Raw genomic sequence first — 25,146 nt, forward strand, 5'->3', positions numbered from 1 at the left:
AGACCATCGTGAAACATCTGCTGTCGGCCGCCGATCTGTCACGCGACGATGCGGTGGCCATCCTCGACAACGCCGACCGCTTCAGCCAGGCGCTGCTGGGCCGCGAGGTCAAGAAGCTGCCGACGCTGCGCGGGCGCACCATCATCACGATGTTCTACGAGAACTCCACCCGGACCCGGGTGTCGTTCGAGGTGGCAGGCAAGTGGATGAGCGCCGACGTCATCAACGTCAGCGCGTCGGGATCGTCGGTGTCCAAGGGGGAGTCGTTGCGCGACACCGCGCTCACCCTGCGCGCCGCGGGCGCCGACGCGCTGATCATCCGCCACCCCGCGTCGGGGGCACCGCAGCTACTCGCGGAGTGGACGGCCACCGAGGACGGGGGCCCGGCGGTCATCAACGCCGGCGACGGCACCCACGAACATCCCACCCAGGCGCTGCTCGACGCGCTGACCATCCGGCAGCGGCTCGGCGAGATCGACGGCAGGCGCGTCGTCATCGTCGGCGACGTGCTGCACAGCCGGGTCGCGCGCTCCAACGTCGCGCTCCTGCATACGCTCGGCGCGGAGGTGGTGCTCGTCGCGCCGCCCACACTGCTGCCCGTCGGGGTCGCCGACTGGCCGGTCACCGTGTCGCACAACCTGGACGCCGAACTGCCCACCGCGGACGCGGTCCTGATGCTGCGGGTGCAGGCCGAGCGGATGAACGGCGGGTTCTTCCCCTCCGCGCGCGAGTACTCGGTGCTCTACGGTCTGTCCGAGAAACGGCAGGCGCTGCTGTCCGGCAACGCGGTGGTGCTGCACCCCGGCCCGATGGTCCGGGGCATGGAAATCGCGTTCGCTGTCGCCGACTCCGAGCAATCGGCAGTGCTGCAACAGGTTTCCAATGGTGTGCATGTCCGGATGGCGGTGCTCTTCCATCTGCTGGTGGGAGCCGAGCAAGGGGCGATCAGCGCGTGACCGTCTTGATAAGGGGAGTGCGACTCTACGGCGAGGGCGACCGTGTCGACGTGCTGGTGTCCGACGGGCAGATCGCCGACATCGGAGCCGATCTTCCCGTCCCCGAGGACGCCGACGTGGTCGACGTCACCGATCAGGTCCTGCTGCCCGGCTTCGTCGACCTGCACACCCACCTGCGCGAGCCGGGCCGGGAGTACGCCGAGGACATCGAAACCGGTTCCGCGGCCGCAGCTCTGGGCGGCTACACCGCGGTGTTCGCGATGGCCAACACCAACCCCGTCGCCGACAGCCCCGTCGTCACCGACCACGTCTGGCACCGCGGTCAGGAGGTCGGCCTGGTCGACGTGCATCCGGTCGGCGCGGTCACGGTAGGACTGGCGGGGACCCAGCTCACCGAGATGGGCCTGATGGCCGCCGGTGCCGGGCAGGTCCGGATGTTCTCCGACGACGGCATCTGCGTGCACGACCCGCTGATCATGCGCCGCGCGCTGGAGTATGCGACCGGCCTGGGTGTCCTGATCGCGCAGCACGCGGAGGAGCCGCGGCTGACCGTCGGCGCCGTCGCCCACGAGGGGCCCACCGCCGCCCGCCTCGGCCTGGCCGGCTGGCCCCGCGCGGCAGAGGAGTCGATCGTCGCGCGCGACGCGCTGCTGGCCCGCGACGCCGGAGCGCGGGTGCACGTCTGCCACGCCTCCACCGCAGGCACCGTCGAGCTCGTCAAATGGGCTAAAGCGCAAGGTATTTCGATAACCGCCGAGGTGACCCCGCACCACCTGATGCTCGACGACGGACGGCTGGCCAGCTACGACGGGCGTAACCGCGTCAACCCGCCGCTGCGCGAGGCGTCCGACGCGCAGGCGCTGCGACAGGCGCTGGCGGACGGGATCATCGATTGTGTGGCCACCGATCACGCGCCGCACGCCGAACACGAGAAGTGCTGCGAATTCGCCGTAGCGCGCCCAGGCATGCTCGGACTGCAGACCGCGCTGTCGGTGGTGGTCGAGACGATGGTGCGGCCGGGGCTGTTGACCTGGCGGGACGTGGCCCGCGTCATGAGCGACAAGCCCGCCGAGATCGTCGGCCTGCCCGACCAGGGCAGGCCACTGGAGATCGGCGAGCCCGCCAACCTGACCGTCGTCGACCCCGACACCACGTGGACGGTGGCGGGGCCCGCCCTGGCGAGCCGGTCGACCAACACCCCGTACGAGGCCATGGAACTGCCGGCCACCGTCACCCTGACGCTGTTGCGCGGCAAGATCACCGCGCGGGACGGAAAGTGCCCGGCATGAACGGCAAGCGAGTAGCGCAGGCGGATCGCGCATGAACACCGCAACGCTGGTCGGGTCGCTGGTCGTGGCCGGGATCGTCGTCGTGCTGATCGCGGTGTTGATCCAGGCGATGATGCGCGGATGGCGCCGCCGCGCCGAACGCCAGGCGCAGCTCATCGGCACCCTGCCCGCCCTGCCGAACACCGTGGGGTCGGCGATCGTCCCCGCGACCAAGGGTCTGTACGTGGGCAGCACCCTGGTCCCGCACTGGAACGACCGGGTGGCCGTCGGAGATCTCGGCTTCCGCGCGAAAGCGGTGCTGACCCGCTATCCCGAAGGAATCATGTTGCAGCGCAGCGGCGCCGGGCCGATCTGGATCCCAAACGAGTCGATCACCGCGATCCGCACCGAACGCGGAATCGCCGGAAAGGCGATGACGCACGAGGGAATCCTGGCCATCCGGTGGCGGCTGCCGTCGGGAACCGAGATCGACACCGGGTTTCGCGCCAACGACCGTCGGGAGTATTCGCAGTGGGTAGAACAGGAGGCCGCGTGAATCAGGCCCTGCTGGTGTTGGAGGACGGCCGGGTCTTCACCGGCACGACTTTCGGCGCGGTCGGCCAGACGCTGGGTGAGGCGGTGTTCTCCACCGGAATGTCGGGCTATCAGGAGACCTTGACCGATCCGAGCTACCACGGGCAGATCGTGGTCGCCACCGCGCCGCAGATCGGCAACACCGGGTGGAACCACGAGGATGCCGAGAGTCGCGGCGACAAGATCTGGGTGGCCGGCTATGCCGTGCGCGACCCGTCGCCGCGGGCGTCGAACTGGCGGTCGACCGGCACCCTGGACGACGAACTCGACCGCCAGGGCATCGTGGGCATCGCCGGTATCGACACCCGCGCGCTGGTGCGCCATCTGCGCAGCCGAGGCTCGATGAAGGCCGGCGTGTTCTCCGGTGCGGCACTCGCCGACCCCGACGAGTTGTTGGGCAGGGTCCGCAGCCAGCCCTCGATGCTGGGTGCCAACCTGGCCGGCCAGGTCAGTACCGACACCGCCTATATCGTCGAACCCGAAGGGGCGCAACGATTCACCGTGGCCGCCATCGACCTCGGCATCAAGACGAACACGCCACGCAACTTCGCCAAGCGCGGAATTCGCAGCCACGTCCTGCCGTCGTCGGTGACGTTCGACCAGATCGCCGACCTGAAGCCGGACGGGGTTTTCCTGTCGAACGGACCCGGCGACCCTGCCACCGCCGACCACATCGTCGGCGTCACCCGTGAGGTGCTGGGCGCGGGCATTCCGCTCTTCGGCATCTGCTTCGGTAACCAGCTTCTCGGCCGCGCGCTGGGCCGCTCGACCTACAAGATGGTGTTCGGCCACCGCGGCATCAACGTGCCGGTGATCGACCATGAGACCGGCAACGTGGCGATCACCGCGCAGAATCACGGGTTCGCCCTCGAAGGAGAGCGCGGCGAGGTCTTCGATACCCCCTTCGGGCAGGCCGTCGTCAGCCACACCTGCGCCAACGACGGTGTGGTGGAAGGCGTCAAGCTCGTCAACGGCCGCGCCTTCTCGGTGCAGTACCACCCCGAAGCGGCGGCGGGACCACACGATGCGAACTATCTGTTCGACCAGTTCGTCGACCTGATGGCGGGAGAGTCATGACCGCGACCCGTATAACTCCCGCGAGCGCTCACTGGTGTACAGATTTCCGGGCGTTTCGTGTAAAAGAATGCGCGCTCGCGGGGGTGCGGTAATGCCCAGGCGCACAGATCTCAACCACGTGCTGGTGATCGGCTCCGGGCCGATCATCATCGGGCAGGCCGCAGAGTTCGACTACTCCGGCACCCAGGCGTGCCGGGTGCTGCGCGCCGAGGGGCTACAGGTCACGCTGATCAACTCGAACCCGGCGACCATCATGACCGACCCGGAGTACGCCGACCACACCTACGTTGAGCCGATCACGCCGGCGTTCGTGGAACGCGTCATCGCCCAGCAGGCCGAGCGCGGCAACAAGATCGACGGCCTGCTCGCCACGCTGGGCGGCCAGACCGCACTGAACACCGCGGTGGCGCTGTCGGAGAACGGGGTGTTGGAGAAGTACGGCGTCGAGTTGATCGGCGCCGACTTCGAGGCGATCCAGCGCGGTGAGGACCGCCAGCGGTTCAAGGACATTGTTTCCAAGGTCGGCGGCGAATCCGCCCGCAGCCGAGTCTGTTTCACCATGGAGGAGGTCCGCGAGACCGTCGCGGACCTCGGGCTGCCGGTGGTGGTGCGGCCGTCGTTCACGATGGGTGGGCTCGGCTCGGGCATGGCCCATTCGGCCGAGGACGTCGAGCGGATGGCCGGCGACGGGCTCGCGGCCTCGCCCAGCGCCAACGTGCTGATCGAGGAGTCGATCTTCGGCTGGAAGGAGTTCGAACTCGAGCTGATGCGCGACGGCCACGACAACGTGGTGGTGGTGTGCTCGATCGAGAACTTCGACCCGATGGGCGTGCACACCGGCGACTCGGTCACCGTCGCCCCCGCGATGACGCTCACCGACCGCGAGTACCAGACCATGCGCGATCTGGGCATAGCGATCCTGCGCGAGGTCGGTGTCGACACCGGCGGCTGCAACATCCAGTTCGCCGTCGACCCGGCTGACGGCCGGCTGATCGTGATCGAGATGAACCCTCGGGTGTCGCGCTCGAGTGCGCTGGCGTCCAAGGCGACCGGGTTCCCGATCGCCAAGATCGCGGCCAAGCTGGCCATCGGCTACACCCTCGACGAGATCGTCAACGACATCACCAAGGAGACGCCCGCCTGTTTCGAGCCGACGCTCGACTACGTGGTCGTCAAGGCGCCGCGCTTCGCCTTTGAGAAGTTCCCGGGCGCCGACGGCACCCTGACCACGACGATGAAGTCGGTCGGTGAGGCGATGTCGTTGGGCCGCAACTTCATCGAATCGCTCGGCAAGGTGATGCGCTCGCTGGAGACCGGGCGTGCGGGCTTCTGGACCAAGCCCGACGACGACGTCACCGTCGACGAGTTGCTGCGCCGGCTCAGGACGCCGTCTGACGGGCGGCTCTACGACATCGAACTGGCGTTGCGCAAGGCCGCCTCCGTCGAGCAGGTCGCAGAGGCCTCCGGCGTCGACCCGTGGTTCGTCGAGCAGATCGCCCTGCTGGTCGCGCTGCGCGCCGAGATCGTCGACGCGCCAGTGCTGGACGACGACCTGCTGCGCCGCGCCAAGTACCACGGGCTGTCCGACCGCCAGATCGCCGCGCTGCGACCGGAATTGGCCGGTGAGGTCGGCGTGCGGGCGCTGCGCCAGCGTCTCGGCATCCATCCGGTGTACAAGACCGTCGACACCTGTGCCGCCGAATTCGAGGCCAAGACGCCGTACCACTACAGCAGCTACGAGCTCGACCCCGCCGCCGAGACCGAGGTGGCACCGCAGGCCGAGAGGCCCAAGGTGCTGATCCTCGGTTCGGGGCCCAACCGCATCGGCCAGGGTATCGAGTTCGACTACAGCTGTGTGCACGCCGCGACGACGTTGAGCGCCGCGGGTTTCGAGACCGTGATGGTCAACTGCAACCCGGAGACGGTTTCCACCGACTACGACACCGCCGACCGGCTGTACTTCGAACCGCTCACCTTCGAGGATGTCCTGGAGGTGTACTACGCCGAGCAGGAGTCCGGTCGGGGCGGGCCCGGCGTCGTCGGGGTGATCGTGCAGCTCGGCGGTCAGACGCCGCTCGGCCTGGCCGAACGGCTGGAGAAGGCGGGCGTGCCGATCGTGGGCACCAGCCCCAAGGCGATCGACCTCGCCGAGGACCGCGGCGCGTTCGGCGAGGTGCTGACCATCGCGGGCCTACCCGCGCCCCGCTTCGGCACCGCGACGAGTTTCGAGCAGGCCCGCCGGATCGCCGCCGAGATCGGTTACCCGGTGCTGGTACGGCCGTCGTACGTGCTGGGTGGGCGCGGCATGGAGATCGTCTACGACGAGGAGACGCTGCAGGGCTACATCACGCGGGCCACGGAGCTCTCGCCCGAGCATCCCGTGCTCGTCGACCGGTTCCTCGAGGACGCCATCGAGATCGACGTCGACGCACTGTGCGACGGCACCGAGGTCTACATCGGCGGCGTCATGGAACACATCGAAGAGGCGGGCATCCACTCCGGCGACTCGGCGTGCGCACTGCCTCCGGTCACGTTGGGCCGCAGCGACATCGACGCGGTCCGGCGCGCCACCGAGGCGATCGCGCACGGGATCGGCGTCGTCGGCCTGCTCAACGTCCAGTACGCGCTCAAGGACGACGTGCTCTACGTGCTGGAGGCCAACCCGCGCGCCAGCCGCACCGTGCCGTTCGTGTCCAAAGCCACGGCAGTGCCACTGGCAAAGGCGTGCGCGCGGATCATGCTCGGCGCCACCATCGCCCAACTGCGCGACGAGGGCGTGCTGGCCCGCACCGGCGACGGCGCGACCACCGCGCGCAACGCGCCCGTCGCGGTCAAGGAGGCGGTGCTGCCGTTCCACCGGTTCCGCAAGGCCGACGGCTCGCAGATCGACTCGCTGCTCGGCCCCGAGATGAAGTCGACGGGCGAGGTGATGGGCATCGATCACGACTTCGGCACGGCATTCGCCAAGAGCCAGACCGCGGCCTACGGATCGCTGCCCGCCGAAGGCACGGTGTTCGTGTCGGTGGCCAACCGCGACAAGCGCTCGCTGGTGTTCCCGGTCAAGCGCCTCGCCGATCTGGGCTTCCGCGTGCTGGCCACCGAGGGAACCGCGGAGATGCTGCGCCGCAACGGCATTCCGTGCGACGAGGTGCGCAAACACTTCCAGCCGCCCGGCGAGGGCAGGCCGGCCTCCTCGGCCGTCGACCTGATCAAGGCCGGCGAGGTCGACATGGTCATCAACACGCCGTACGGCAATTCCGGCCCGCGCATCGACGGCTACGAGATCCGGTCGGTAGCCGTCGCGAACAACATCCCGTGTGTGACGACGGTGCAGGGTGCCTCGGCGGCCGTGCAGGGCATCGAGGCCGGCATCCGCGGTGACATCGGCGTGATGTCGCTGCAGGAACTGCACAGCGTGCTGGGGCCGTGAGAAGTTTCGGTCTGCGCCTGGCCGATGCGGTCGCACGACGTGGACCGCTCTGCTTGGGCATCGACCCGCATCCGGAACTGATGCGAGCGTGGGGCCTCGGCGCAGACGCCGACGGGTTGCGCCGGTTCTGCGACATCTGCGTGACGGGGTTCGCCGAATTCGCCGTCGTCAAGCCACAGGTGGCGTTCTTCGAGGCCTACGGCGCCGCGGGCTACTCGGTGCTCGAGCACGTCATCGTTGCCCTGCGGGACGCGGGCGTGTTGGTGCTGGCCGACGCCAAGCGCGGCGACATCGGCTCGACGATGGCCGCCTACGCGCACGCGTGGGCCGGCGACTCGCCGTTGGCGACCGACGCCGTGACCGCTTCGCCATTCCTCGGTTTCGGCTCGCTGCAGCCGCTGATCGACACCGCGCTCAGCCATGGCCGCGGGGTGTTCGTGCTTGCCGCCACGTCGAACCCGGAGGGTGCAGGCGTGCAGGGAGCCGACGCCGGCGGGCGCACGGTCGCGCAGTCGATCGTCGACGCCGCCGCGGAGACGAACCGCTCCGCACTGCCCGAGCCGGGTTCGGTCGGCGTCGTCGTCGGGGCCACGCTGTCGGACCCGCCCGATGTCAGCGCGCTCAACGGCGCGGTGCTGACCCCCGGTGTGGGGGCGCAGGGCGGGCGGCCGGACGCGCTTCGCGGATTCGGGGGAGCGGCGCCCGGCCGGGTGCTGCCCGCGGTGTCGCGCGAGGTCCTGCGCGCGGGCCCGGCTGTCGCGGCGCTGCGCGCCGCCGCGGAGAAGATGCGCGACGCGGTGGCCTACCTCGCGCCGTAGGCGTTGATTCTGCGCTCAGGGCGCGGATACCACCCGCAAGTGCGCCCTGAGCGCGGAATCAACTGGGCGCTGTGCATCACGGGGTGCGGCGGACGGCCACAATGGTCAGCGATACCAGCCCGAGTCCGACGAGCACTAGGAGGATCGCCCCGGTCATGTCACCCCGGTTGCGCGTCACGTCGATGACGCGCTGATACGCGGTGTCCTCGGGCGAGCGACCGAATTCGTAGTCGCCGCCGATGGATTGCGGCGTGCCGATGAAGTCACTCCAGCGGGTCAAGTACCCGCCCTTGGACAGGTACGGCTGCAGCGCAGGAGAATCGACCGGACCCGCGAACTCGAGCGTGGGCGCATGGCCCGCGACGGGCACCGCCGTCGAATCCATCCGATGATCGGCCAGGACATACAAGTCGACGGTCTGCGGCGTTCGGGCCGACCGCGACAGACGCATCGGATACACCGCGGTGTCCGAGGCGAACGACAACCGCAACGGCTGCAGATCACCGGTCAGCGTGCGCGCCGTATCACCGGGCACCAGCTTGATCGCGACGACCTCCCAGCGGTCCTCGACATAGTCGGCAAGGTTGTCCCCGAGCCCGTCGGAAGTGGGAAAGCCGTTCTGCGCCAACCAGTTTGCCAAGCCTGCCGCGTCATCGGCGGCGAGCCGCGTCACGTCGAAAGGACCGATGCGCTGCCTGCCCAGCACGTTCACGCCCGAGCCCGGCCGGGCGCCCGCGGTGTCGGCGTCCCCGCGCGAGGGCGCCAGCCAGTCGAAGGTGGGCCACCAGTTGTCGTGGTATTCCACCCGGGGTGCGGTGACGCGACCGAGTTCCTCGAACAGCGCCGGCTCGCCGAGCGATACCTGCGCCGACGACGGGACGGGCATGATCCACGCCGCCGTGTCCGACTCGCCGCTCACGTTGAACGACATCACGACGTCCTGGCTTACTCCGTCAAACGCGATGAGCGCGCGTTCGGTGGCGATCGACGCGCCCGGCCGGTCGGGAATGTATGCGCCGCACCCGCACGCCCGGGCCGGGGCGCCGAGGACGACGACGGCCATCGCGACTGCGACCGTCACCGCTGCACTGAGCCACCGCACGACGCTTTGCACCCGCCCACTCCTTTGCTGTGGCGGCCGCCCAACCGGTGGGCCACGTGGCGATCATGCCAACAGATCGGTCGCGGCACGCGCGGGCAACCAGAAATTCGACCACAGGGGTCTCAACTGTCACACCAGAAACGCAGGTCACAGCAGCCTCACATTGAGCGATTCCCGATGGGCGACCGCGGGCTTGCGACACGCCCAAACCGCATGACCAGCGAAAATTTTCTTTCGCCACCCGCGCGGCGTCGGCCCGGTGTGGTCCCGGTCACAGACCGAAGCGCCGGAAACGGCATTCTGGGCCGTGAAATGCCTTGAAATGCAGGCGGTTCCGCCGGTCCGCGGGCCGAATTCGTCGATCCGACGCCCGTCGCACAATCGTTGTCCGCGGCGCGCGACCGCCTAACACGCTGGGCTTTTATCGCTGAAAGCAGGGGGTGGGGTTCGCTTTCGTCAGGATGCGTGGGTACGGTCGTCGTCGCTGGCTGTTCTGGATTTTTCTATCAGCCGAGGCAGAAACAAAATGATGGTGAGAGACGGAGGAATCCCGTGGCCCTTCCCCAGTTGACCGACGAACAGCGCGCGGCAGCGTTGGAGAAGGCTGCTGCCGCACGTCGAGCACGTGCCGAACTCAAGGATCGGCTCAAGCGCGGCGGCACCAACCTCAAGCAGGTGCTCAAGGACGCCGAGACCGACGAGGTCTTGGGCAAGATGAAGGTGTCTGCGCTTCTGGAGGCGTTGCCCAAGGTCGGCAAGGTCAAGGCGCAGGAGATCATGACCGAACTCGAGATCGCTCCGACCCGCCGGCTGCGCGGCCTCGGCGATCGTCAGCGCAAGGCGCTGCTGGAAAAGTTCGACCAGTCCTAGGCGCAATACGTTGAGCGCCGGCCGAGGGGCCGGCCGGGTGGTTGTGCTGTCCGGCCCCTCAGCCGTCGGGAAGTCGACCGTTGTGCGCTGCCTGCGCGAGCGGATTCCCGACCTGTACTTCAGCGTGTCCGTCACCACCAGGGCGCCTCGTCCTGGCGAGGTCGACGGCATCGACTACTCCTTTGTCACAGCCGAGCGATTCCAGCAGTTGATCGATGGCGGAGCCCTGCTCGAGTGGGCCGACATCCACGGCGGCCTGCATCGCTCCGGCACCCCTTCGCAGCCCGTCCGGGACGCCGTCGCGGCCGGGCGTCCCGTCCTGATCGAGGTGGATCTCGCCGGCGCCCGGGCGGTCAAGGCGGCGATGCCCGAAGCGTTCACCGTCTTCCTGGCGCCGCCCAGCTGGGAGACGCTGGAGAGCCGGTTGACGGGGCGCGGCACCGAGACCGCCGAGGCGATGGCGCGCCGCCTGGCGACCGCGAGGGCCGAATTGGCCGCTCAGGACGACTTCGACTCGGTCGTGGTGAACCGCGATTTGGAGTCTGCCTGCGCCGAATTGGTATCCTTGCTGGTGGCCCACAGATAACCCCAGCACCGCACGGCTGCGGCCGGGCCCGCGAGGCCGAAGAATTTTCACTCAAACCGCCAGGAGACTTTTTACGTGAGCACCCCGCACGCCGATGCGCAGCTGGCCGCTGTGGACGACATCGACCCGTCCGCCGCCGGCGCCTACGACACGCCGCTGGGCATTACCAACCCGCCCATCGACGAGTTGCTGGACCGCGCGTCGAGCAAGTATGCGCTGGTGATCTACGCCGCCAAGCGCGCGCGGCAGATCAACGACTACTACAACCAGCTCGGTGACGGCATCCTCGAGTACGTCGGCCCGCTGGTCGAGCCCGGCCTGCAGGAGAAGCCGCTGTCGATCGCGCTGCGGGAGATCCACGGCGACCTGCTCGAGCACACCGAGGGCGAGTAGCAGCAGGGAGCGGCCGCCATGGAGCCCAAGCGGATCATCGTCGGCGTCGCCGGTGGCATCGCGGCTTACAAGGCGGCCACCGTGGTCAGACAGCTGACCGAGGCGGGCCATTCCGTCCGCGTCGTTCCCACCGAGTCGGCGCTGCGCTTCATCGGCGCCGCCACGTTCGAGGCCCTGTCCGGCAATCCGGTGCACACCGGCGTGTGGGATGACGTGCACGAGGTCCCACACGTGCGCATCGGCCAGGAGGCCGACCTGGTCGTCGTCGCGCCCGCCACCGCCGACCTGCTGGCCCGCGCCGTCGCCGGTCGCGCCGACGACCTGCTGACCGCCACCTTGCTGACCGCGCGCTGTCCCGTGCTGTTCGCCCCGGCCATGCACACCGAGATGTGGTTTCATCCGGCGACGGTCTCGAACGTCGCAACCCTGCGCCGCCGCGGCGCCATCGTCCTCGAACCTGCCTCGGGCCGGCTCACTGGCTCCGACAGCGGGTCCGGACGGCTGCCCGAGGCCGAGGAGATCACCGCGCTGGCCCAGCTCCTGCTGGCCCGCGCCGACGCGCTCCCGTATGACTTGGCCGGCGTCAAGGTGCTGGTGACCGCCGGCGGCACCCGCGAGCCGCTGGACCCGGTGCGGTTCATCGGCAACCGCAGCTCCGGCAAGCAGGGCTACGCGATGGCCAGGGTGATGGCCCAGCGCGGCGCCGAGGTCACGCTGATCGCGGGCAACACCGCGGGCCTGATCGACCCGGCCGGCGTGGAGGTGGTGCACATCGGGTCGGCCGCTCAGCTCAAGGACGCGGTGTCCAAACACGCGCCGGACGCCCACGTGCTCGTGATGGCCGCCGCCGTCGCCGACTTCCGGCCGACGAACGTGCAGACCAGCAAGATCAAGAAGTCCACCGACCCGAATGCCGCGGCACCCGTCATCGAGTTGACCCGCACCGACGACGTGCTGGCCGGCGCCGTGCGGGCCCGCAGCGACGGCCAGTTGCCAAACATGCGCGCCATCGTCGGCTTCGCTGCCGAAACCGGTGATGCGAACGGCGATGTGCTTCACCACGCTCGGGCGAAACTGCAGCGCAAGGGTTGTGATTTGCTCGTCGTCAACGCCGTGGGCGAGAATCGGGCGTTCGAAGTGGACAACAACGACGGCTGGCTGCTCGCGGCCGACGGCGCGGAGTCCGCACTGGAACACGGCTCGAAAACTCTGATGGCCAGCCGTATCGTGGACGCGATCGTGGCCTTCCTGCAGAGCGGCGGCGGGTAGCTCCAATCACGCATCTGACTGCGTGAAAAGCTTGCGCGCAACCGGCGCACCCGCATGGGTGCAACAGGCCACATACAATTTGATGGACTAACTATCTCAAGAGGACTTGAGCGGAAGGATCGCATCGTGAGCGAAGCTCGGCTGTTCACCAGTGAGTCGGTAACCGAGGGCCACCCCGACAAGATCTGTGACGCGATCAGCGACTCGGTGCTCGACGCGTTGCTCGCCGGCGATCCGAGGTCTCGCGTCGCAGTGGAGACGCTGGTGACCACCGGGCAGGTGCACGTCGTCGGCGAGGTGACCACCTCGGCGAAGGAGGCCTTCGCCGACATCACCAACACCGTCCGCGACCGCATCCTCGAGATCGGCTACGACTCCTCGGAGAAGGGCTTCGACGGCGAGACCTGCGGCGTCAACATCGGCATCGGCCGTCAGTCGCCCGACATCGCCCAGGGCGTCGACACCGCCCACGAGACCCGCGTCGAGGGCGCGGGCGATCCGCTGGACCTGCAGGGCGCCGGCGACCAGGGCCTGATGTTCGGCTACGCAATCAAGGACACCCCGGAGCTGATGCCGCTGCCGATCGCGCTGGCGCACCGGCTGTCGCGCCGGTTGACCGAGGTGCGCAAGAGCGGCGTGCTCGGCTATCTGCGCCCGGACGGCAAGACCCAGGTCACCGTGCAGTACGACGGCACCACGCCGGTGCGCCTCGACACGGTCGTGCTCTCCACGCAGCACGCTGCGGGCATCGATCTCGACGCCACCCTGACCCCCGACATCCGGGAGAAGGTCGTCAACACGGTGCTGGCCGACCTGAACCACGACACGATGGACATCTCCGACTTCCGGTTGCTGGTCAATCCGACCGGCAAGTTCGTGCTCGGTGGCCCTATGGGCGACGCGGGCCTGACCGGCCGCAAGATCATCGTCGACACCTACGGCGGGTGGGCGCGTCACGGCGGCGGCGCGTTCTCCGGCAAGGATCCGTCGAAGGTGGACCGTTCCGCGGCGTACGCGATGCGCTGGGTGGCCAAGAACGTCGTCGCCGCCGGCCTGGCCGAGCGGGTCGAGGTGCAGGTCGCCTACGCGATCGGCAAGGCGGCCCCGGTCGGCCTGTTCGTCGAGACGTTCGGCAGCGAGACCGTCGACCCGGCCCGCATCGAGAAGGCCATCACCTCGGTGTTCGATCTGCGTCCCGGCGCCATCGTCCGTGACCTGGACCTGCTGCGCCCGATCTACGCGCAGACCGCCGCGTACGGCCACTTCGGCCGCACCGATGTGGACCTGCCGTGGGAGCGGCTGAACAAGGTCGACGAGCTCAAGGCCGCCGTCTAGTTCTCGTGACGAGCAGACGTGAAACTGCCCGCTACGGCGGGAAAATGGGCAGTTTTGCGTCTGCCTCGAGCGGAAGGTGACCCGCTAACCGCCCGTGACATGCCGAAGGACCGTCCTGATCTCGTCGGTCGGCGAGAAGTCGATGTACTCGCAGTCGGTCACGGCCTCCGGCGCGTGCCCGGCGGCCCAGTAGAAGGCTTCGCCGGCGCCGTAGGTCTGGGAGCCGTTCGGGGTGTGCATCCGCAGCTGTCCGGCGAGCATGTATCCCCAGTGCGGGCACTGGCACATGTCGCCCGGCAGTCCCTTGAGTGCGGGGCGCAAATCGGCCCCGGCGTCGAGCTTACCCATGCGATCGACATGTCGCCGACTTCCTGGCTACGGAAATCCACCCCCTCGGCGGCGACGGCCACCGGGATGTCCGCGAACTTCATGCTCTGCATGCTGGCCCCTATTCGCTGGATCGAGTGGTGACCAGCCTAGGTTCGCCGAACGCGCCTCAGGCCGTGAATCGGTAATCCCGCAGCGGGAACCGGCGACTGCGCCACATCGCCTCCAGTGTGGTCGTCGGCCGCAGCGGCGCGTCGCCGTTCTTGTCGAAGTAGTAGCTGTTGGCCAGCCGGCAGCTGTCCTGCCAGAAGATCTGCCGGTGCCGCTTGCGCATCATCTCCGCGAAGTAGCGGTCGTTGGCCTCCTGCGTGACCTCGACGCGGCGCGCGCGTCTGCGCCGCGCGTGCTTCAAGCAGCGCACGATGTGGTGAGTCTGCGTTTCGATCAGCGCGAAATACGACGATCCGACGTAGCCGTAGGGGCCGAACACGGTGAAGAAGTTCGGGAAACCGGGCACGCTGACGCCTTCGTAGGCCTGCAGTCGGTGCAGGTCCCAGTGCTCACTCCACGACCGACCGCCGGACCCGGTGAGCGGATAGGTGGGCATGTCGTCGGGGTCCATCACCCGGAAGCCGGTCGCCAGGATCAGCACGTCGACGTCGCGCGTCCGGCCGTCGACCGTGGCCACGCCCGATCCGGTGATCTTGTCGATGGGGTCGGTCACCAACTCGACGTTGTCGCGGTTGTAGGTCGACAGGTAGGTGTTGTGGAAACCGGGCCGCTTGCAGCCGACGGCGTAGCGCGGGGTGAGCTTGTCACGCACCTCGGGATCGTGAACCTGCTTTCGCAGATACGACTCACCGACCTTCGACATCTTCTTCGCCATCGGGTTGACGGTGAAGTACTGCGCGGGCAGCGTGAACGTCAACTCGACGTAGGCCTGGCTGAGCACGCGCTGCAGTGTGTTGGCGCCGGGCAGCCGCATCATCCGTCGCGCCATCCGTGACAGAGGCACGTCGGGCTTGGGGAAACACCAGATCGGTGTGCGCTGAAACACCGTGAGCCGCTCCACGATCGGTGCGATCTCGGGGATGACCTGAACCGCCGACGCGCCCGTCCCGACGATCGCCACGCGCTTGCCGGTGAGGTCCTGGTCGTGGTCCCAGCGTGCGGTGTGCATCGTCACGCCACCGAAAGAGTCGACGCCGTCGATGTCCGGCAGGTTCGGCGTGATGAGCACACCGCAGGCGTTGACCAGGAATCTGGCCGTGACCGCTGCGCCGTCGTCGAGTTCGATGCGCCAGAGATCGTCGCCGTCGTCGAAGGCCGCGCCGAGCACCTTGGTGTTGAAGCGGATCTTCTGCCGGATCCGGTACTTGTCGACGCAGTGCTCGGCGTAGGCTCTCAGTTCCTCGCCCGGCGCGTAGGTGCGGGTCCAGTCGGGACTCTTCTCGAAGGAGAACTGGTAGGAGAACGACGGAATGTCAACGGCGATACCGGGGTACGTGTTCCAGTACCACGTGCCGCCCGGCCCGTCGCCCGCCTCGATCACGAGGTAGTCGCCCATCCCGGCCTGGTCGAGTTTGATCGCGGCACCGATACCGGAGAATCCGGCGCCCACGATGACGGTCTCCCTATCGGGCACTGTCATCGGGCCTCCTTTCGGTTACGGGTGCAGAGCGGCCTTGAGCGCGGCGAGTCCGCGGTTGGTCGCATCCGCCGCGGCGGGGACGACGAGGGCGAAGTTGACGAAGCCGTGCACCATCGTGGACGCGTTGTGAAGCTCCACGGGAACCCCCGCGGCCCGCAGCAGGTCGGCGTAGCGGGCACCGTCGTCGCGGATCGGGTCGTACTCCGCGGTGCCGATGTACGCCGGCGGCAGACCGGACAGGTCCGTGGTGTTCGCCGGCGCGAGTTCGGACGGCAGTTCCGCCGGTGAGCTCAGATCGAATTCGTGCGGCAGATACCACTTGAGGAACGCCGAGACGACGTCGCCATCGAGGACGGGCACGTCGGCGTTCTCGGACATCGACGGCAGCGCCATGTCACCGGTCGTCGAGGGATACCAGAGCAGTTGGAACACCAACGGCGGTCCGCCGTTGTCGCGGGCACGCTGCGTCATCACCGCCGAGATGTTGCCGCCGGCCGAGTCCCCGGCGACGGCGATGCGTGCGGGGTCGCCGCCCAGTTCGGCGGCGTGTTCGCCGACCCACCGCAGCGCCGCCCAGGAGTCCTCGATGCCCTGCGGGAAGGGGTGTTCGGGGGCGAGGCGGTAGTCCACCGACACCACGATCGCCTCCGCGCCGACCGCATGGTCCCGTGCCACGGGATCATGGGTGTCGAGATCGCCGATCGACCACCCGCCGCCGTGATAGAAGACCACCACGGGCAGGTCCACGTGCTGGTCGACCGGTGGCCAGTAGATGCGTACCGGGATGTCGCTGACATCGCCGTAGCCGACGGTGCGTTCTTCGATTCGCATGTCGGGTAACAATTCCGGGGGCGCCTTCAGCTGGCGCATCTTCTCCCGTGCCGCTTCGACACCATCCTCGGCGGTGAAGGTGAACGGGAACGCGTCGAGCAGCTCCTTCAGCGCCGGGTCGATGCCCGGCCGGGCCGTCGTGGGATCAGCCATGGCCCCACGTTAGCGCGGCGCCCGGCGGGCGTGAGCCGTCTGACGCAAATCTCCGGGACCTCACGCGGCGTGCAATGCGGTGTGGAGGGCCGTCAGACCCCGCTCCGCCGCTTCCGTCGCCGCGGGCACCACCCCCGCGTACCCGAGATAGCCGTGGATCAGCGTCTCGGCATTGTGGAGCTCAGCAGGAACGCCTGCGGCCGTTAGCAATTCGGCGTACCGGCGGCCGTCGTCGCGCAACGGGTCGTGGCCCGCGACGGCGATGTAGGCGGGCGGCAGTCCGGTCAAGTCCGTCGCCCGTGCCGGTGCGAGCGTCGGCGGCAGATCGGAGGTGTCGCGATCGCCGATGTACCAGCGGGAGAACCCCGCGATCGCACCGAGGTTGAGAACCGGCGCCTGCGCGTTCTCGGCGAACGACGGCAGCGAGGTGTCCCACGTCGTCGCGGGGTACCACAACAGCTGGAAGCGGATCGGCGGTCGGCCCGCGTCGCGCGCCAGCTGCGCCACCACCGCGGCCAGGTTACCGCCCGCCGAGTCGCCCGCGACGGCCAACCGGTCGGCGTCGACCTGCAATTCGTCGGCGTGCGCGGCGACCCACTGCGTCGCCGCCCAGACGTCGTCCACCGCGGCGGGATAGGGATGCTCGGGTGCCAGTCGGTAGTCCACGGACACCACCACCGCATCGGCGCCGACCGCGTGGTTGCGGGCCTCGCCGTCGTAGGTGTCGAGGTCGCCGACGGACCATCCGCCGCCGTGGATGAACACCACCACCGGTAGGCGCCCCTCATGCCGGCTCGGCGGCCGGTACACCCGAACCGGGATCGGACCGTCCGGGCCGTCGATCGTGCGATCGTCGGCCACGACCTCCGGATGCACCGGTTTGCGGGGCAATTCGCGGAACCGCTGCCGCGAGGCCTCTACACCTCCGTCGGTTGTCAACTCGAACGGCACGACCTCCAGTACCTTCTGCAGAATGGCGTCTATGGGTTCCGGGCTGGCCGGCTTCTCCACGGACATGAGGACACCGTACGTTCACCCGCGAACCAGGCTTCTGTGGGTGGCGGCCGCGGCCGTCGGCGCCTGCTACGGCGTCTTTCTCCTCGTCACGGCGCTGCGGCTGCCCGCGGGCGCCGACCTGACCGGCCAGTTCACCCTCCAACCCGCGGCCAAGGCCGCCGCGGCGGTGCTGCTCGCGCTTGCCGCGTTGACGCACCCCTTCGCTCGGGAGCGCCGCTGGCTGGTCGGCGCGCTGGTGTTCTCGGCGGCGGGGGATTTCCTGCTGGCGATGCCGTGGTGGAAGCCGTCGTTCGTGCTCGGCCTGGCGGCGTTCCTCGTCGCGCATCTGTGTTTTCTGGCCGCGCTGCTGCCGCTGGCCGCCCGGTCGGCGCCCCGGCTGGTGGCCTGCGCGGTCACCGTGCTGGCCTGCCTCGCGCTGCTGGTCTGGTTCTGGCCGCGGCTGCTGGCCGAGGGCATGGCGGTGCCCGTCACGCTGTACATCGCGGTGCTCGGCGCGATGGTCTGCACCGCGCTGCTGGCGCGGCTGCCGACCCCGTGGACCGCGGTGGGCGCGGTGTGTTTCGCGGTGTCGGATGCGATGATCGGCATCGGCAAATTCGTCCTGGCGCCAACGAACGCAGAGGCGCTGGCCGTGCCGATCTGGTGGGCGTACGCGACGTCGCTGCTGGCCATCACCGCGGGAATCTTCTTCGGCCGGACCGCAGTGCCGTCCCCGCTGTCCACGCGGTCTGCTACCACTTCGTAGGTGAAGACCGCCCAGCTTCCGGCCGAGCACGAGCCCATCGCGCGCGTCCTGCCGATGCTGACGGTGCCGCACCTCGACCGTGAATTCGACTACCTGGTGTCGGCCGAGCAGTCCGACGACGCGCAGCCCGGCGTGCGGGTGCGGGTGCGCTTCCACGGCCGGCTGGTCGATGCGTTTGTCCTTGAAAGACGTTCGGACACAGACCATGTCGGCAAGCTCGGCTGGCTCGACCGGGTGGTGTCCGCCGAGCCGGTGCTCACACCGGAGATCCGCAGGCTGACCGACGCGGTGGCGGCACGGTACGCGGGCACCCGCGCCGACGTGCTTCGCCTGGCCATCCCGCCGCGGCATGCGAACGTCGAGAAGCAGCAGCCGCCCGAGGCCGCGCCGCTGGAGCCCGCGCCGGTGGACACGGCGGCGTGGACGGTCTACGGCCGCGGCGAGCAGTTCGTGTCGGCGCTAGTCGACGGTCGTGCCGCCCGCGCGGTGTGGCAGGCGCTGCCCGGTGAGCGCTGGGCCGACCGGCTGGCCGAGGCCGCCGCCGTCACCGTCGGCTCCGGTCGCGGCGCGCTGGTCATCGTGCCGGATCAGCGCGACATCGACGCCGTGCATGCGGCGGCCGTCCGGCTCACCGACGAGTCACGGGTGGTGGCGCTGTCGGCGGGGCTGGGACCGGCGCAGCGTTACCGGCGTTGGCTGTCGGCGCTGCGCGGTACCGCGCGTCTGGTGATCGGCACGCGCAGCGCGGTGTTCGCACCGGTGGCCGACCTCGGCTTGGTGATGGTGTGGGACGACGGCGACGACACGCTCGCCGAGCCCCGCGCGCCGTATCCGCACGCGCGCGAGGTCGCGATGCTGCGCGCCCACCAACTGCGCTGTGCGGCGCTCATCGGGGGTTTCGCCCGCACCGCCGAAGCGCAGGCACTGGTGCGCAGCCGGTGGGCGCACGACCTGGTGGCGCCGCGCCAGGCGGTGCGCGCCGCCTCGCCGCGCGTCATCGCCGTCGATGACAGCGGCTACACCCAGGAACGCGACCCCGCCGCGCACACCGCACGGCTGCCGTCGATGGCCCTGCAGGCCGCGCGCAAGGCGTTGGAGGCCGGCTCACCGGTGCTCGTCCAGGTACCCCGGCGCGGGTATGTCCCCGCGCTGGCCTGCGGGCGGTGCCGGACAATCGCCCGCTGCCGGCACTGCACCGGTCCGTTGTCGCTGCCCGACCGCGACGCCGTGGGAGCGGCGTGCCGGTGGTGTGGCCGCGCCGATACCGCGCTGCGCTGCGTCCGGTGCGGGTCGGACGCGGTGCGCGCGGTGGTCGTCGGCGCCCGCCGCACCGCCGAGGAACTCGGCCGCGCGTTTGCCGGCACGACGGTCATCACCTCCGGCGGCGACGCGGTGGTGAGCGACGTGGTCGCCCACCCGGCGCTGGTCGTCGCGACGCCGGGTGCCGAACCCGTCGCCGCCGGCGGCTACGGCGCGGCGCTGCTGCTGGACGGCTGGGCGCTGCTGGGGCGCCAGGACCTGCGCGCCGCCGAGGACACGCTGCGCCGGTGGATGGCCGCCGCTGCGCGGGTGCGCAGCCGGTCCGACGGCGGGGTCGTCGCCGTCGTCGCCGAGTCGGCGATCCCCACCGTGCAGGCACTGATCCGCTGGGACCCCGTCGGCCACGCCGACGCCGAACTCAACGCCCGTGGCGAGGTCGGCTTGCCGCCGACCACTCACATGGCCGCCGTGGACGGCGCATCGGAGGCGGTGCACGCTCTGCTGGACCACGCCGAACTGCCGGACAACGCGGAGCGGCTCGGGCCGGTGGACCTGCCGGTCGGGGTGCGCCGCCCGCCAGGCGTCGCGGCTGACAGCGCGGTGATCCGCATGCTGGTGCGGGTACCGCGCGACACCGGGCTGGCACTGGCCGCGGCGCTGCGTCGGGCCACCGCGGTGCACAGCGCGCGCCACGATCAGCAGCCGGTTCGCGTCCAAATCGACCCGTTGCACATAGGGTGATGCCGATACCTGGCGTCAAGCCGGAGGTGGAGGTGTAATGCGTCGGCTGATCCTGTGGCTGATCACCCTGGGGTTCTTGGCTTTTGGTGTGCTGTGGCCGCTGGTCTTCACCGGCGGCGGATCGCAGTCCGCCGCGGCCGACGATCCGGTCGTCATCACCAACTACAAGGCGGACTTCGTCGTCGACGACGACGGCAGGCTCCAAGCGTTGGAGACCATCACGGCGGACTTCCCGGGTGGCAGGCACGGCCTCTTCCGCTACTGGGACGTGGCCAACCCGAACAGCCCACACGTCCGGCAGAAGCCGCAGATCGACTCGATCACCCTCGACGACGGTTCGGTGCCTTACCAGATGCTGTGGGAGAACGGTGAACGCTTCCGGGTCGCCAAGATCGGCGACCCCGACGAGTACCTGAGCCCGGGCAGTCACGTCTTCGAGATCCGCTACACCATCGACGGTGTCCTCGACCCCGGGACCACCGGCGCCGACCGCCGATTCGCCGCGTCGACCGGCGAGCCCGCCGCCGCCGGATCGGTCTTCTTCTGGAACGTCATCGCACCGGCGTGGAACAACCGGATCCAGCGTGCCGACATCTCGGTGACCCTGCCGGGCGCGGTGCCGCGGGCGCAGTGTTCGGTCGGCTACGGCGTCGGCGCACCGTGCCGGGACCTGACGATCTCGGGTGACACCGTGCGGTTCTCGGCCCAGTACCTCGCGCCCCGCACGCCGGTGACGGTGCGCGCCGACGTCGACGTGCCGACACCGCCGCGCACCGAGTTGCCGTGGACGTACAAGTGGGACCGCGTCCTCGGCCAGTCGGTGACCGGTGTGCTGTGGGTGGTGGCGTTGACCGTCGCGTCCGGCGTGGGTGCCCTGCTGTGGTACCGCACCACGGTCGAACCCTCGCCCGGCTTCCCGCTGCAGTATGCGCCGCCGCCAGGACTCGGACCGGTGCAGACCGAATACATCCGCACCGAGGCGGTTCCCAAGAACGGCCTGACCGCGACCCTGTTCTATCTCGCCGAGCGCGGCCTCGTCGAATTGCGCCAGATGTCCGACGAGCACTGGCGGGTGCGCGGCGTCGCGGAGAAGAGCGCGTGGGCCGACGTCGATCCGGTCAGCGTGGCGGTCGGGTCGGCGTTGAAGGTTATGGGACGCGGCACGGAGTTCGAGGCCAAGAAGACGGTCAAGTCGGGGCAGAAGCTCGACAAAGCCAAGACCGACATGACCAAGGCCGTCCAGAAATGGGCATTCGACAACAAGCTTCTGGTCAAGCGCCGCAGCGAGTTGTGGGTCCGCACCGCCAACGCGGTCGCGTTCCTGATCCTTCTGGTCGCGGTGTTCGGCTGGCTGTTCCCGATGACGCTGTGGGCGCTGCCTTTTGCGGCGTTCTTCCTGATGTCGATCGGGTCGTGGACCGCCGGCGTGGGCAGCAGGCGCACAGAGGCGGGCCGCGAGCTGTGGTCGCGGGCCGGCGGTTTCCACCGCATGCTGACCACCGACTCGGCCGAGGCGCGGTTCGACTTCGGCGCCCGCAAGGACCTCTACTCGGCCTACGTGCCGTTCGCGGTCGCGGCCGGCGCGGCGGCGCTGTGGGCCAAGAAGTACGAGACAGCGACGGGATCTGTTGCTCCGCAACCTGACTGGTACCATTCGTCGTCTACCAGCCCCGGGTTCATCGGGAGCTCCGGCGGTGCGAGTTTTGATTCCTTCGAGTCGGCGTTGTCGTCGTCGATCGGCGCCTACACCGCGTCGCAGTCGTCGTCCAGCGGCGGCAGCAGCTCCGGCGGTGGCGGCGGCGGCGGTGGTGGGGGCGGCGGCGGCGGGGGAGGAGGCGGTTCATGGTGAGGGCATTGCTGATCATCGCACTGATGCTGGCGGTGCTGGCACTCGTCCTCTTCGTGTTGGGCTACAACAAGCTTCGCGCCGCCGACGTGCGGGTGGCCGAGGCGCTGTCCGGCATCGACGTCGAGCTCACCCGTCGGGCCTCGCTGATCCCGAGCTTGGTGCACACGGTGCAGACCTTCGCCGCCCATGAGAAGGGCATCCTCGATCACGTCACCAATGCGCGGGCCGCGCTGACGTCGGCCACTGCCGGTAAGTCGGTGGCGCAGCGCAGCGCCGCCGAGAAGGATCTCGACAGCGCGTTGGTTCCGCTGCTCGCGCTCGGCCAGAACTACCCGCAACTGAACTCGTCGAACAACTTCCTCAACCTGCAGGACAACCTCGCCGACACCGAGAACAAGCTGGCGTTCGCCCGGCAGTACTACAACGACGCCGCGGCCACCCTGAACCGGTTGATCACCACGATCCCGTGGATGTTCGTCGCGCCGCTGACCGGAGTGTCGGAGCGCGAGTACTACCAGACACCGCGCTGAGCGCGGCTGCGGGAAGTGCCGCGGGCCGTCTCTACACTGGCGCGGTGCGCATCGTCTTCGCCGGGACACCCGAGCCCGCCCTGCCGTCGCTGCGCCGGTTCATCGAATCGCCGCGCCACGACGTGATCGCCGTGCTCACCCGTCCGGACGCGGCCTCGGGCCGGCGCGGCAAGCCCGCGCCGTCACCGGTCGCCCGGCTGGCGCTCGAGCACGACATCCCGGTGCTGCGCCCACACCGGCCCAACTCCGACGAGTTCGTCGCCGAGCTGACCGGGTTGGCCCCGGAGTGCTGCGCGGTCGTCGCCTACGGCGCCCTGCTCCGCGAGCCCCTGCTGGCGGTGCCAGAACACGGCTGGGTGAACCTGCACTTCTCGCTCCTGCCCGCATGGCGGGGCGCCGCGCCGGTGCAGGCCGCGGTCGCCGCCGGCGACACCGTCACCGGGGCGACCACCTTCTTGATCGAGCCTGCGCTCGACTCCGGTCCGGTCTACGGCGTGGTCACCGAGACCGTCCGGCCCACCGACACGGCCGGAGATCTGCTGGAGCGACTCTCGATTTCGGGTGCGGCGCTGCTGGAAACGACGCTTGACGGCATTGCCGACGGTACCCTCACCCCGGTCCCGCAGGCGCCCGACGGCGTGACGATCGCGCCGAAGATCACCGTCGAGGAAGCCCGGGTGCGATGGGACCTGCCCGCCCTCGTGGTCGAGCGGCGGATCCGCGCCGTCACGCCGAACCCCGGCGCGTGGACGATGATCGGCGACCTGCGCCTCAAACTGGGGCCCGTGACCATCGACGACGACGCAGAAACCCTTGCGCCCGGCGTGATCTGGGCCGGCCGCGACGGCGTACGCGTCGGCACCGCGTCCGCTCCGGTGCTCCTGGGCACCATCCAGCCACCCGGGAAGAAGGCGATGAACGCGGCCGACTGGGCCCGCGGCGCGCGCCTCGACGAGTCGGTGCGAGCCGAATGACGAAGCCGCACAAGAAACGTCCGCAGCGCCGCAAGCCCCTCGACCCGGCGCGGCGCGCGGCGTTCGACGTGCTGCGGGCCGTCTCGGAGAAGGATGCCTACGCCAACCTGGCGCTGCCCGCGATCCTGCGTGACCGCGACGTCACCGGCCGCGACGCCGCCTTCGCCACCGAACTGACCTACGGCACCTGCCGCACCCGGGGACTCCTCGACGCCGTCATCGGTCGCGCCGCCGACCGTCCGCCCGAGAACATCAACCCGGTCCTGCTGGACCTGCTGCGACTCGGCACTTACCAACTGCTGCGTACCCGGGTTGAACAACACGCCGCCGTGTCCACCACGGTCGAGCAGGCGGGCATCGAATTCGATTCCGCCCGAGCAGGATTCGTCAACGGGGTGCTGCGCACCATCGCCGGGCGAGACGAGCAGGCCTGGATTCACGAGCTGGCGCCCGACGCCGCCACCGATCCCGTGGGTCACACGGCCTTCGTACACGCCCACCCCCGGTGGATCGCGCAGGCGTTCACCGATGCGCTCGGCGCCGACGCCGGTGAACTGGATGCGCTGCTGGCCAGCGACGACGAGCGTCCCGTCGTGCACCTCGCGGCCCGTCCCGGTGTGCTCACCGCCGCGGACCTCGCAGCGCAGGCCGACGGCGCCGTCGGGCGGTATTCGCCGTACGCGGTCTACCTCTCCGGCGGCGACCCCGGCCGGCTCGCGGCGGTGCGCGACGGTGCGGCCCTGGTGCAGGACGAGGGCAGCCAGCTGGTCGCGCGGGCGCTCACCCTCGCCGACGTCGACGGGACCGACACCGGCCGGTGGCTGGACCTGTGTTCGGGTCCCGGCGGCAAGACCGCCCTGCTGGCCGCGCTCGCGAACGACGGGGCCCGGGTCACCGCGATCGAACCCGCACCGGCGCGCGCCGACCTCGTCGAGCAGAACACCCGCGGCCTGCCCGTCGACGTGCTGCGGGTGGACGGCCGCGATCCGGGCGTAGCTCCCGGGTTCGACCGGGTGCTGGTGGACGCCCCCTGTACCGGGCTGGGCGCGCTGCGCCGCCGACCCGAGGCCCGCTGGCGGCGCCGGCCTGCCGACGTGCCGCCACTGGCCAAACTGCAGCGTGAACTGCTCGCCTCCGCCATCCGGCTCACCCGCCCCGGCGGGGTCGCGCTGTATGCCACCTGCTCGCCTCACCTCGCCGAGACCGTCGGCGTCGTCGCCGACGCGCTGCGCCGTCACCCGGTGACCGCGCTGGACACCCGGCCGCTGTTCGCCCCCGTCGGGCACCTCGGCGATGGGCCGTACGTGCAGTTGTGGCCGCACCGCCACGGCACCGATGCGATGTTCGCGGCCGCCCTCAAAGTAGGGTGA

General features: G+C 69.6%; 22 protein-coding genes. 17 read left to right on the forward strand and 5 right to left on the reverse strand.

Features of this window, described 5'->3' with window-relative positions:
• Nucleotides 1-5 precede the first annotated feature (5 nt).
• The 6 genes from ABGB19_RS19335 to pyrF all read left to right on the forward strand — a co-directional run bounded on the left by ABGB19_RS19335 (nt 6) and on the right by pyrF (nt 8,143).
• Nucleotides 6-956 carry an aspartate carbamoyltransferase catalytic subunit gene (locus tag ABGB19_RS19335; protein ID WP_347687816.1) on the forward strand — a complete coding sequence of 317 codons (951 nt, stop codon included), beginning with the start codon at nt 6-8 and terminating at the stop codon, nt 954-956.
• On the forward strand, nt 953-2,245 hold the full coding sequence (locus tag ABGB19_RS19340) for a dihydroorotase (RefSeq protein WP_347687608.1): 1,293 nt from the start codon (nt 953-955) through the stop codon (nt 2,243-2,245). Before ABGB19_RS19335 ends, ABGB19_RS19340 begins: the two co-directional genes overlap by 4 nt.
• 31 nt (nt 2,246-2,276) lie before the next feature.
• Nucleotides 2,277-2,780, forward strand: coding sequence for a transporter (locus tag ABGB19_RS19345; protein WP_347687609.1), 504 nt, complete (start codon nt 2,277-2,279; stop codon nt 2,778-2,780).
• Entirely contained in the window at nt 2,777-3,895 is a 1,119-nt protein-coding gene (gene carA / locus ABGB19_RS19350) for a glutamine-hydrolyzing carbamoyl-phosphate synthase small subunit (protein ID WP_347687610.1), read from the forward strand. Before ABGB19_RS19345 ends, carA begins: the two co-directional genes overlap by 4 nt.
• Nucleotides 3,896-3,986: 91 nt before the next feature.
• Nucleotides 3,987-7,325, forward strand: coding sequence for a carbamoyl-phosphate synthase large subunit (gene carB, locus ABGB19_RS19355; protein WP_347687611.1), 3,339 nt, complete (start codon nt 3,987-3,989; stop codon nt 7,323-7,325).
• Nucleotides 7,322-8,143 carry an orotidine-5'-phosphate decarboxylase gene (gene pyrF / locus ABGB19_RS19360; protein ID WP_347687612.1) on the forward strand — a complete coding sequence of 274 codons (822 nt, stop codon included), beginning with the start codon at nt 7,322-7,324 and terminating at the stop codon, nt 8,141-8,143. The genes carB and pyrF overlap by 4 nt, the downstream gene beginning before the upstream one ends.
• A 76-nt stretch (nt 8,144-8,219) precedes the next feature.
• On the opposite strand, the gene ABGB19_RS19365 is transcribed toward pyrF, so the two are convergent.
• Complete coding sequence (locus ABGB19_RS19365) at nt 8,220-9,257, reverse strand: DUF2330 domain-containing protein (protein WP_347687613.1); 1,038 nt, start codon at nt 9,255-9,257, stop codon at nt 8,220-8,222.
• A 540-nt stretch (nt 9,258-9,797) separates the two neighbouring features.
• Between ABGB19_RS19365 and mihF the strand changes: the two genes are divergently transcribed.
• The 5 genes from mihF to metK all read left to right on the forward strand — a co-directional run bounded on the left by mihF (nt 9,798) and on the right by metK (nt 13,698).
• A complete protein-coding gene (gene mihF / locus ABGB19_RS19370) occupies nt 9,798-10,115 on the forward strand; it encodes an integration host factor, actinobacterial type (protein ID WP_003889986.1) in 318 nt (105 codons plus the stop codon).
• Nucleotides 10,116-10,125: 10 nt separating this feature from the next.
• On the forward strand, nt 10,126-10,701 hold the full coding sequence (gmk, locus tag ABGB19_RS19375; protein WP_347687614.1) for a guanylate kinase: 576 nt from the start codon (nt 10,126-10,128) through the stop codon (nt 10,699-10,701).
• Between the two features lie 75 nt (nt 10,702-10,776).
• On the forward strand, nt 10,777-11,094 hold the full coding sequence (gene rpoZ / locus ABGB19_RS19380; RefSeq protein WP_347687615.1) for a DNA-directed RNA polymerase subunit omega: 318 nt from the start codon (nt 10,777-10,779) through the stop codon (nt 11,092-11,094).
• Nucleotides 11,095-11,112: 18 nt separating this feature from the next.
• Nucleotides 11,113-12,363, forward strand: coding sequence for a bifunctional phosphopantothenoylcysteine decarboxylase/phosphopantothenate--cysteine ligase CoaBC (coaBC, locus tag ABGB19_RS19385; protein WP_347687616.1), 1,251 nt, complete (start codon nt 11,113-11,115; stop codon nt 12,361-12,363).
• A 123-nt stretch (nt 12,364-12,486) separates the two neighbouring features.
• Nucleotides 12,487-13,698 (forward strand): methionine adenosyltransferase, encoded by a 1,212-nt coding sequence (gene metK, locus ABGB19_RS19390; RefSeq protein ID WP_347687817.1) that lies wholly within the window; start codon nt 12,487-12,489, stop codon nt 13,696-13,698.
• Nucleotides 13,699-13,782: 84 nt separating this feature from the next.
• Here metK and ABGB19_RS19395 read toward each other — a convergent pair whose 3' ends face one another.
• The 4 genes from ABGB19_RS19395 to ABGB19_RS19410 all read right to left on the reverse strand — a co-directional run bounded on the left by ABGB19_RS19395 (nt 13,783) and on the right by ABGB19_RS19410 (nt 17,677).
• Nucleotides 13,783-14,046, reverse strand: a complete 264-nt coding sequence (locus ABGB19_RS19395) for a hypothetical protein (RefSeq protein ID WP_347687617.1) — start codon at nt 14,044-14,046, stop codon at nt 13,783-13,785.
• Nucleotides 14,047-14,194: 148 nt separating this feature from the next.
• A complete protein-coding gene (locus ABGB19_RS19400) occupies nt 14,195-15,676 on the reverse strand; it encodes an NAD(P)/FAD-dependent oxidoreductase (RefSeq protein ID WP_347687618.1) in 1,482 nt (493 codons plus the stop codon).
• A gap of 15 nt (nt 15,677-15,691) precedes the next feature.
• Nucleotides 15,692-16,660 carry an alpha/beta hydrolase gene (locus ABGB19_RS19405; protein ID WP_347687619.1) on the reverse strand — a complete coding sequence of 323 codons (969 nt, stop codon included), beginning with the start codon at nt 16,658-16,660 and terminating at the stop codon, nt 15,692-15,694.
• A gap of 60 nt (nt 16,661-16,720) precedes the next feature.
• Complete coding sequence (locus ABGB19_RS19410) at nt 16,721-17,677, reverse strand: alpha/beta hydrolase (protein ID WP_347687620.1); 957 nt, start codon at nt 17,675-17,677, stop codon at nt 16,721-16,723.
• Here ABGB19_RS19410 and ABGB19_RS19415 point away from each other — a divergent pair.
• Genes ABGB19_RS19415 through ABGB19_RS19440 form a run of 6 tightly spaced genes read left to right on the forward strand, consistent with a single transcriptional unit; the run spans nt 17,676 to nt 25,146 of the window.
• Nucleotides 17,676-18,422 (forward strand): lysoplasmalogenase, encoded by a 747-nt coding sequence (locus ABGB19_RS19415; protein WP_347687818.1) that lies wholly within the window; start codon nt 17,676-17,678, stop codon nt 18,420-18,422. The genes ABGB19_RS19410 and ABGB19_RS19415 overlap by 2 nt on opposite strands.
• A gap of 54 nt (nt 18,423-18,476) precedes the next feature.
• Entirely contained in the window at nt 18,477-20,423 is a 1,947-nt protein-coding gene (locus ABGB19_RS19420) for a primosomal protein N' (protein WP_347687819.1), read from the forward strand.
• A 37-nt stretch (nt 20,424-20,460) separates the two neighbouring features.
• Nucleotides 20,461-22,272, forward strand: coding sequence for a DUF2207 domain-containing protein (locus ABGB19_RS19425; protein ID WP_347687621.1), 1,812 nt, complete (start codon nt 20,461-20,463; stop codon nt 22,270-22,272).
• Entirely contained in the window at nt 22,266-22,802 is a 537-nt protein-coding gene (locus ABGB19_RS19430; protein ID WP_347687622.1) for a LemA family protein, read from the forward strand. Before ABGB19_RS19425 ends, ABGB19_RS19430 begins: the two co-directional genes overlap by 7 nt.
• Nucleotides 22,803-22,846: 44 nt before the next feature.
• A complete protein-coding gene (gene fmt / locus ABGB19_RS19435) occupies nt 22,847-23,776 on the forward strand; it encodes a methionyl-tRNA formyltransferase (RefSeq protein ID WP_347687623.1) in 930 nt (309 codons plus the stop codon).
• On the forward strand, nt 23,773-25,146 hold the full coding sequence (locus tag ABGB19_RS19440) for a transcription antitermination factor NusB (protein WP_347687624.1): 1,374 nt from the start codon (nt 23,773-23,775) through the stop codon (nt 25,144-25,146). Before fmt ends, ABGB19_RS19440 begins: the two co-directional genes overlap by 4 nt.

This window comes from Mycobacterium sp. B14F4 (genome assembly GCF_039871645.1).
In the GTDB taxonomy this organism is placed as follows: domain Bacteria; phylum Actinomycetota; class Actinomycetes; order Mycobacteriales; family Mycobacteriaceae; genus Mycobacterium.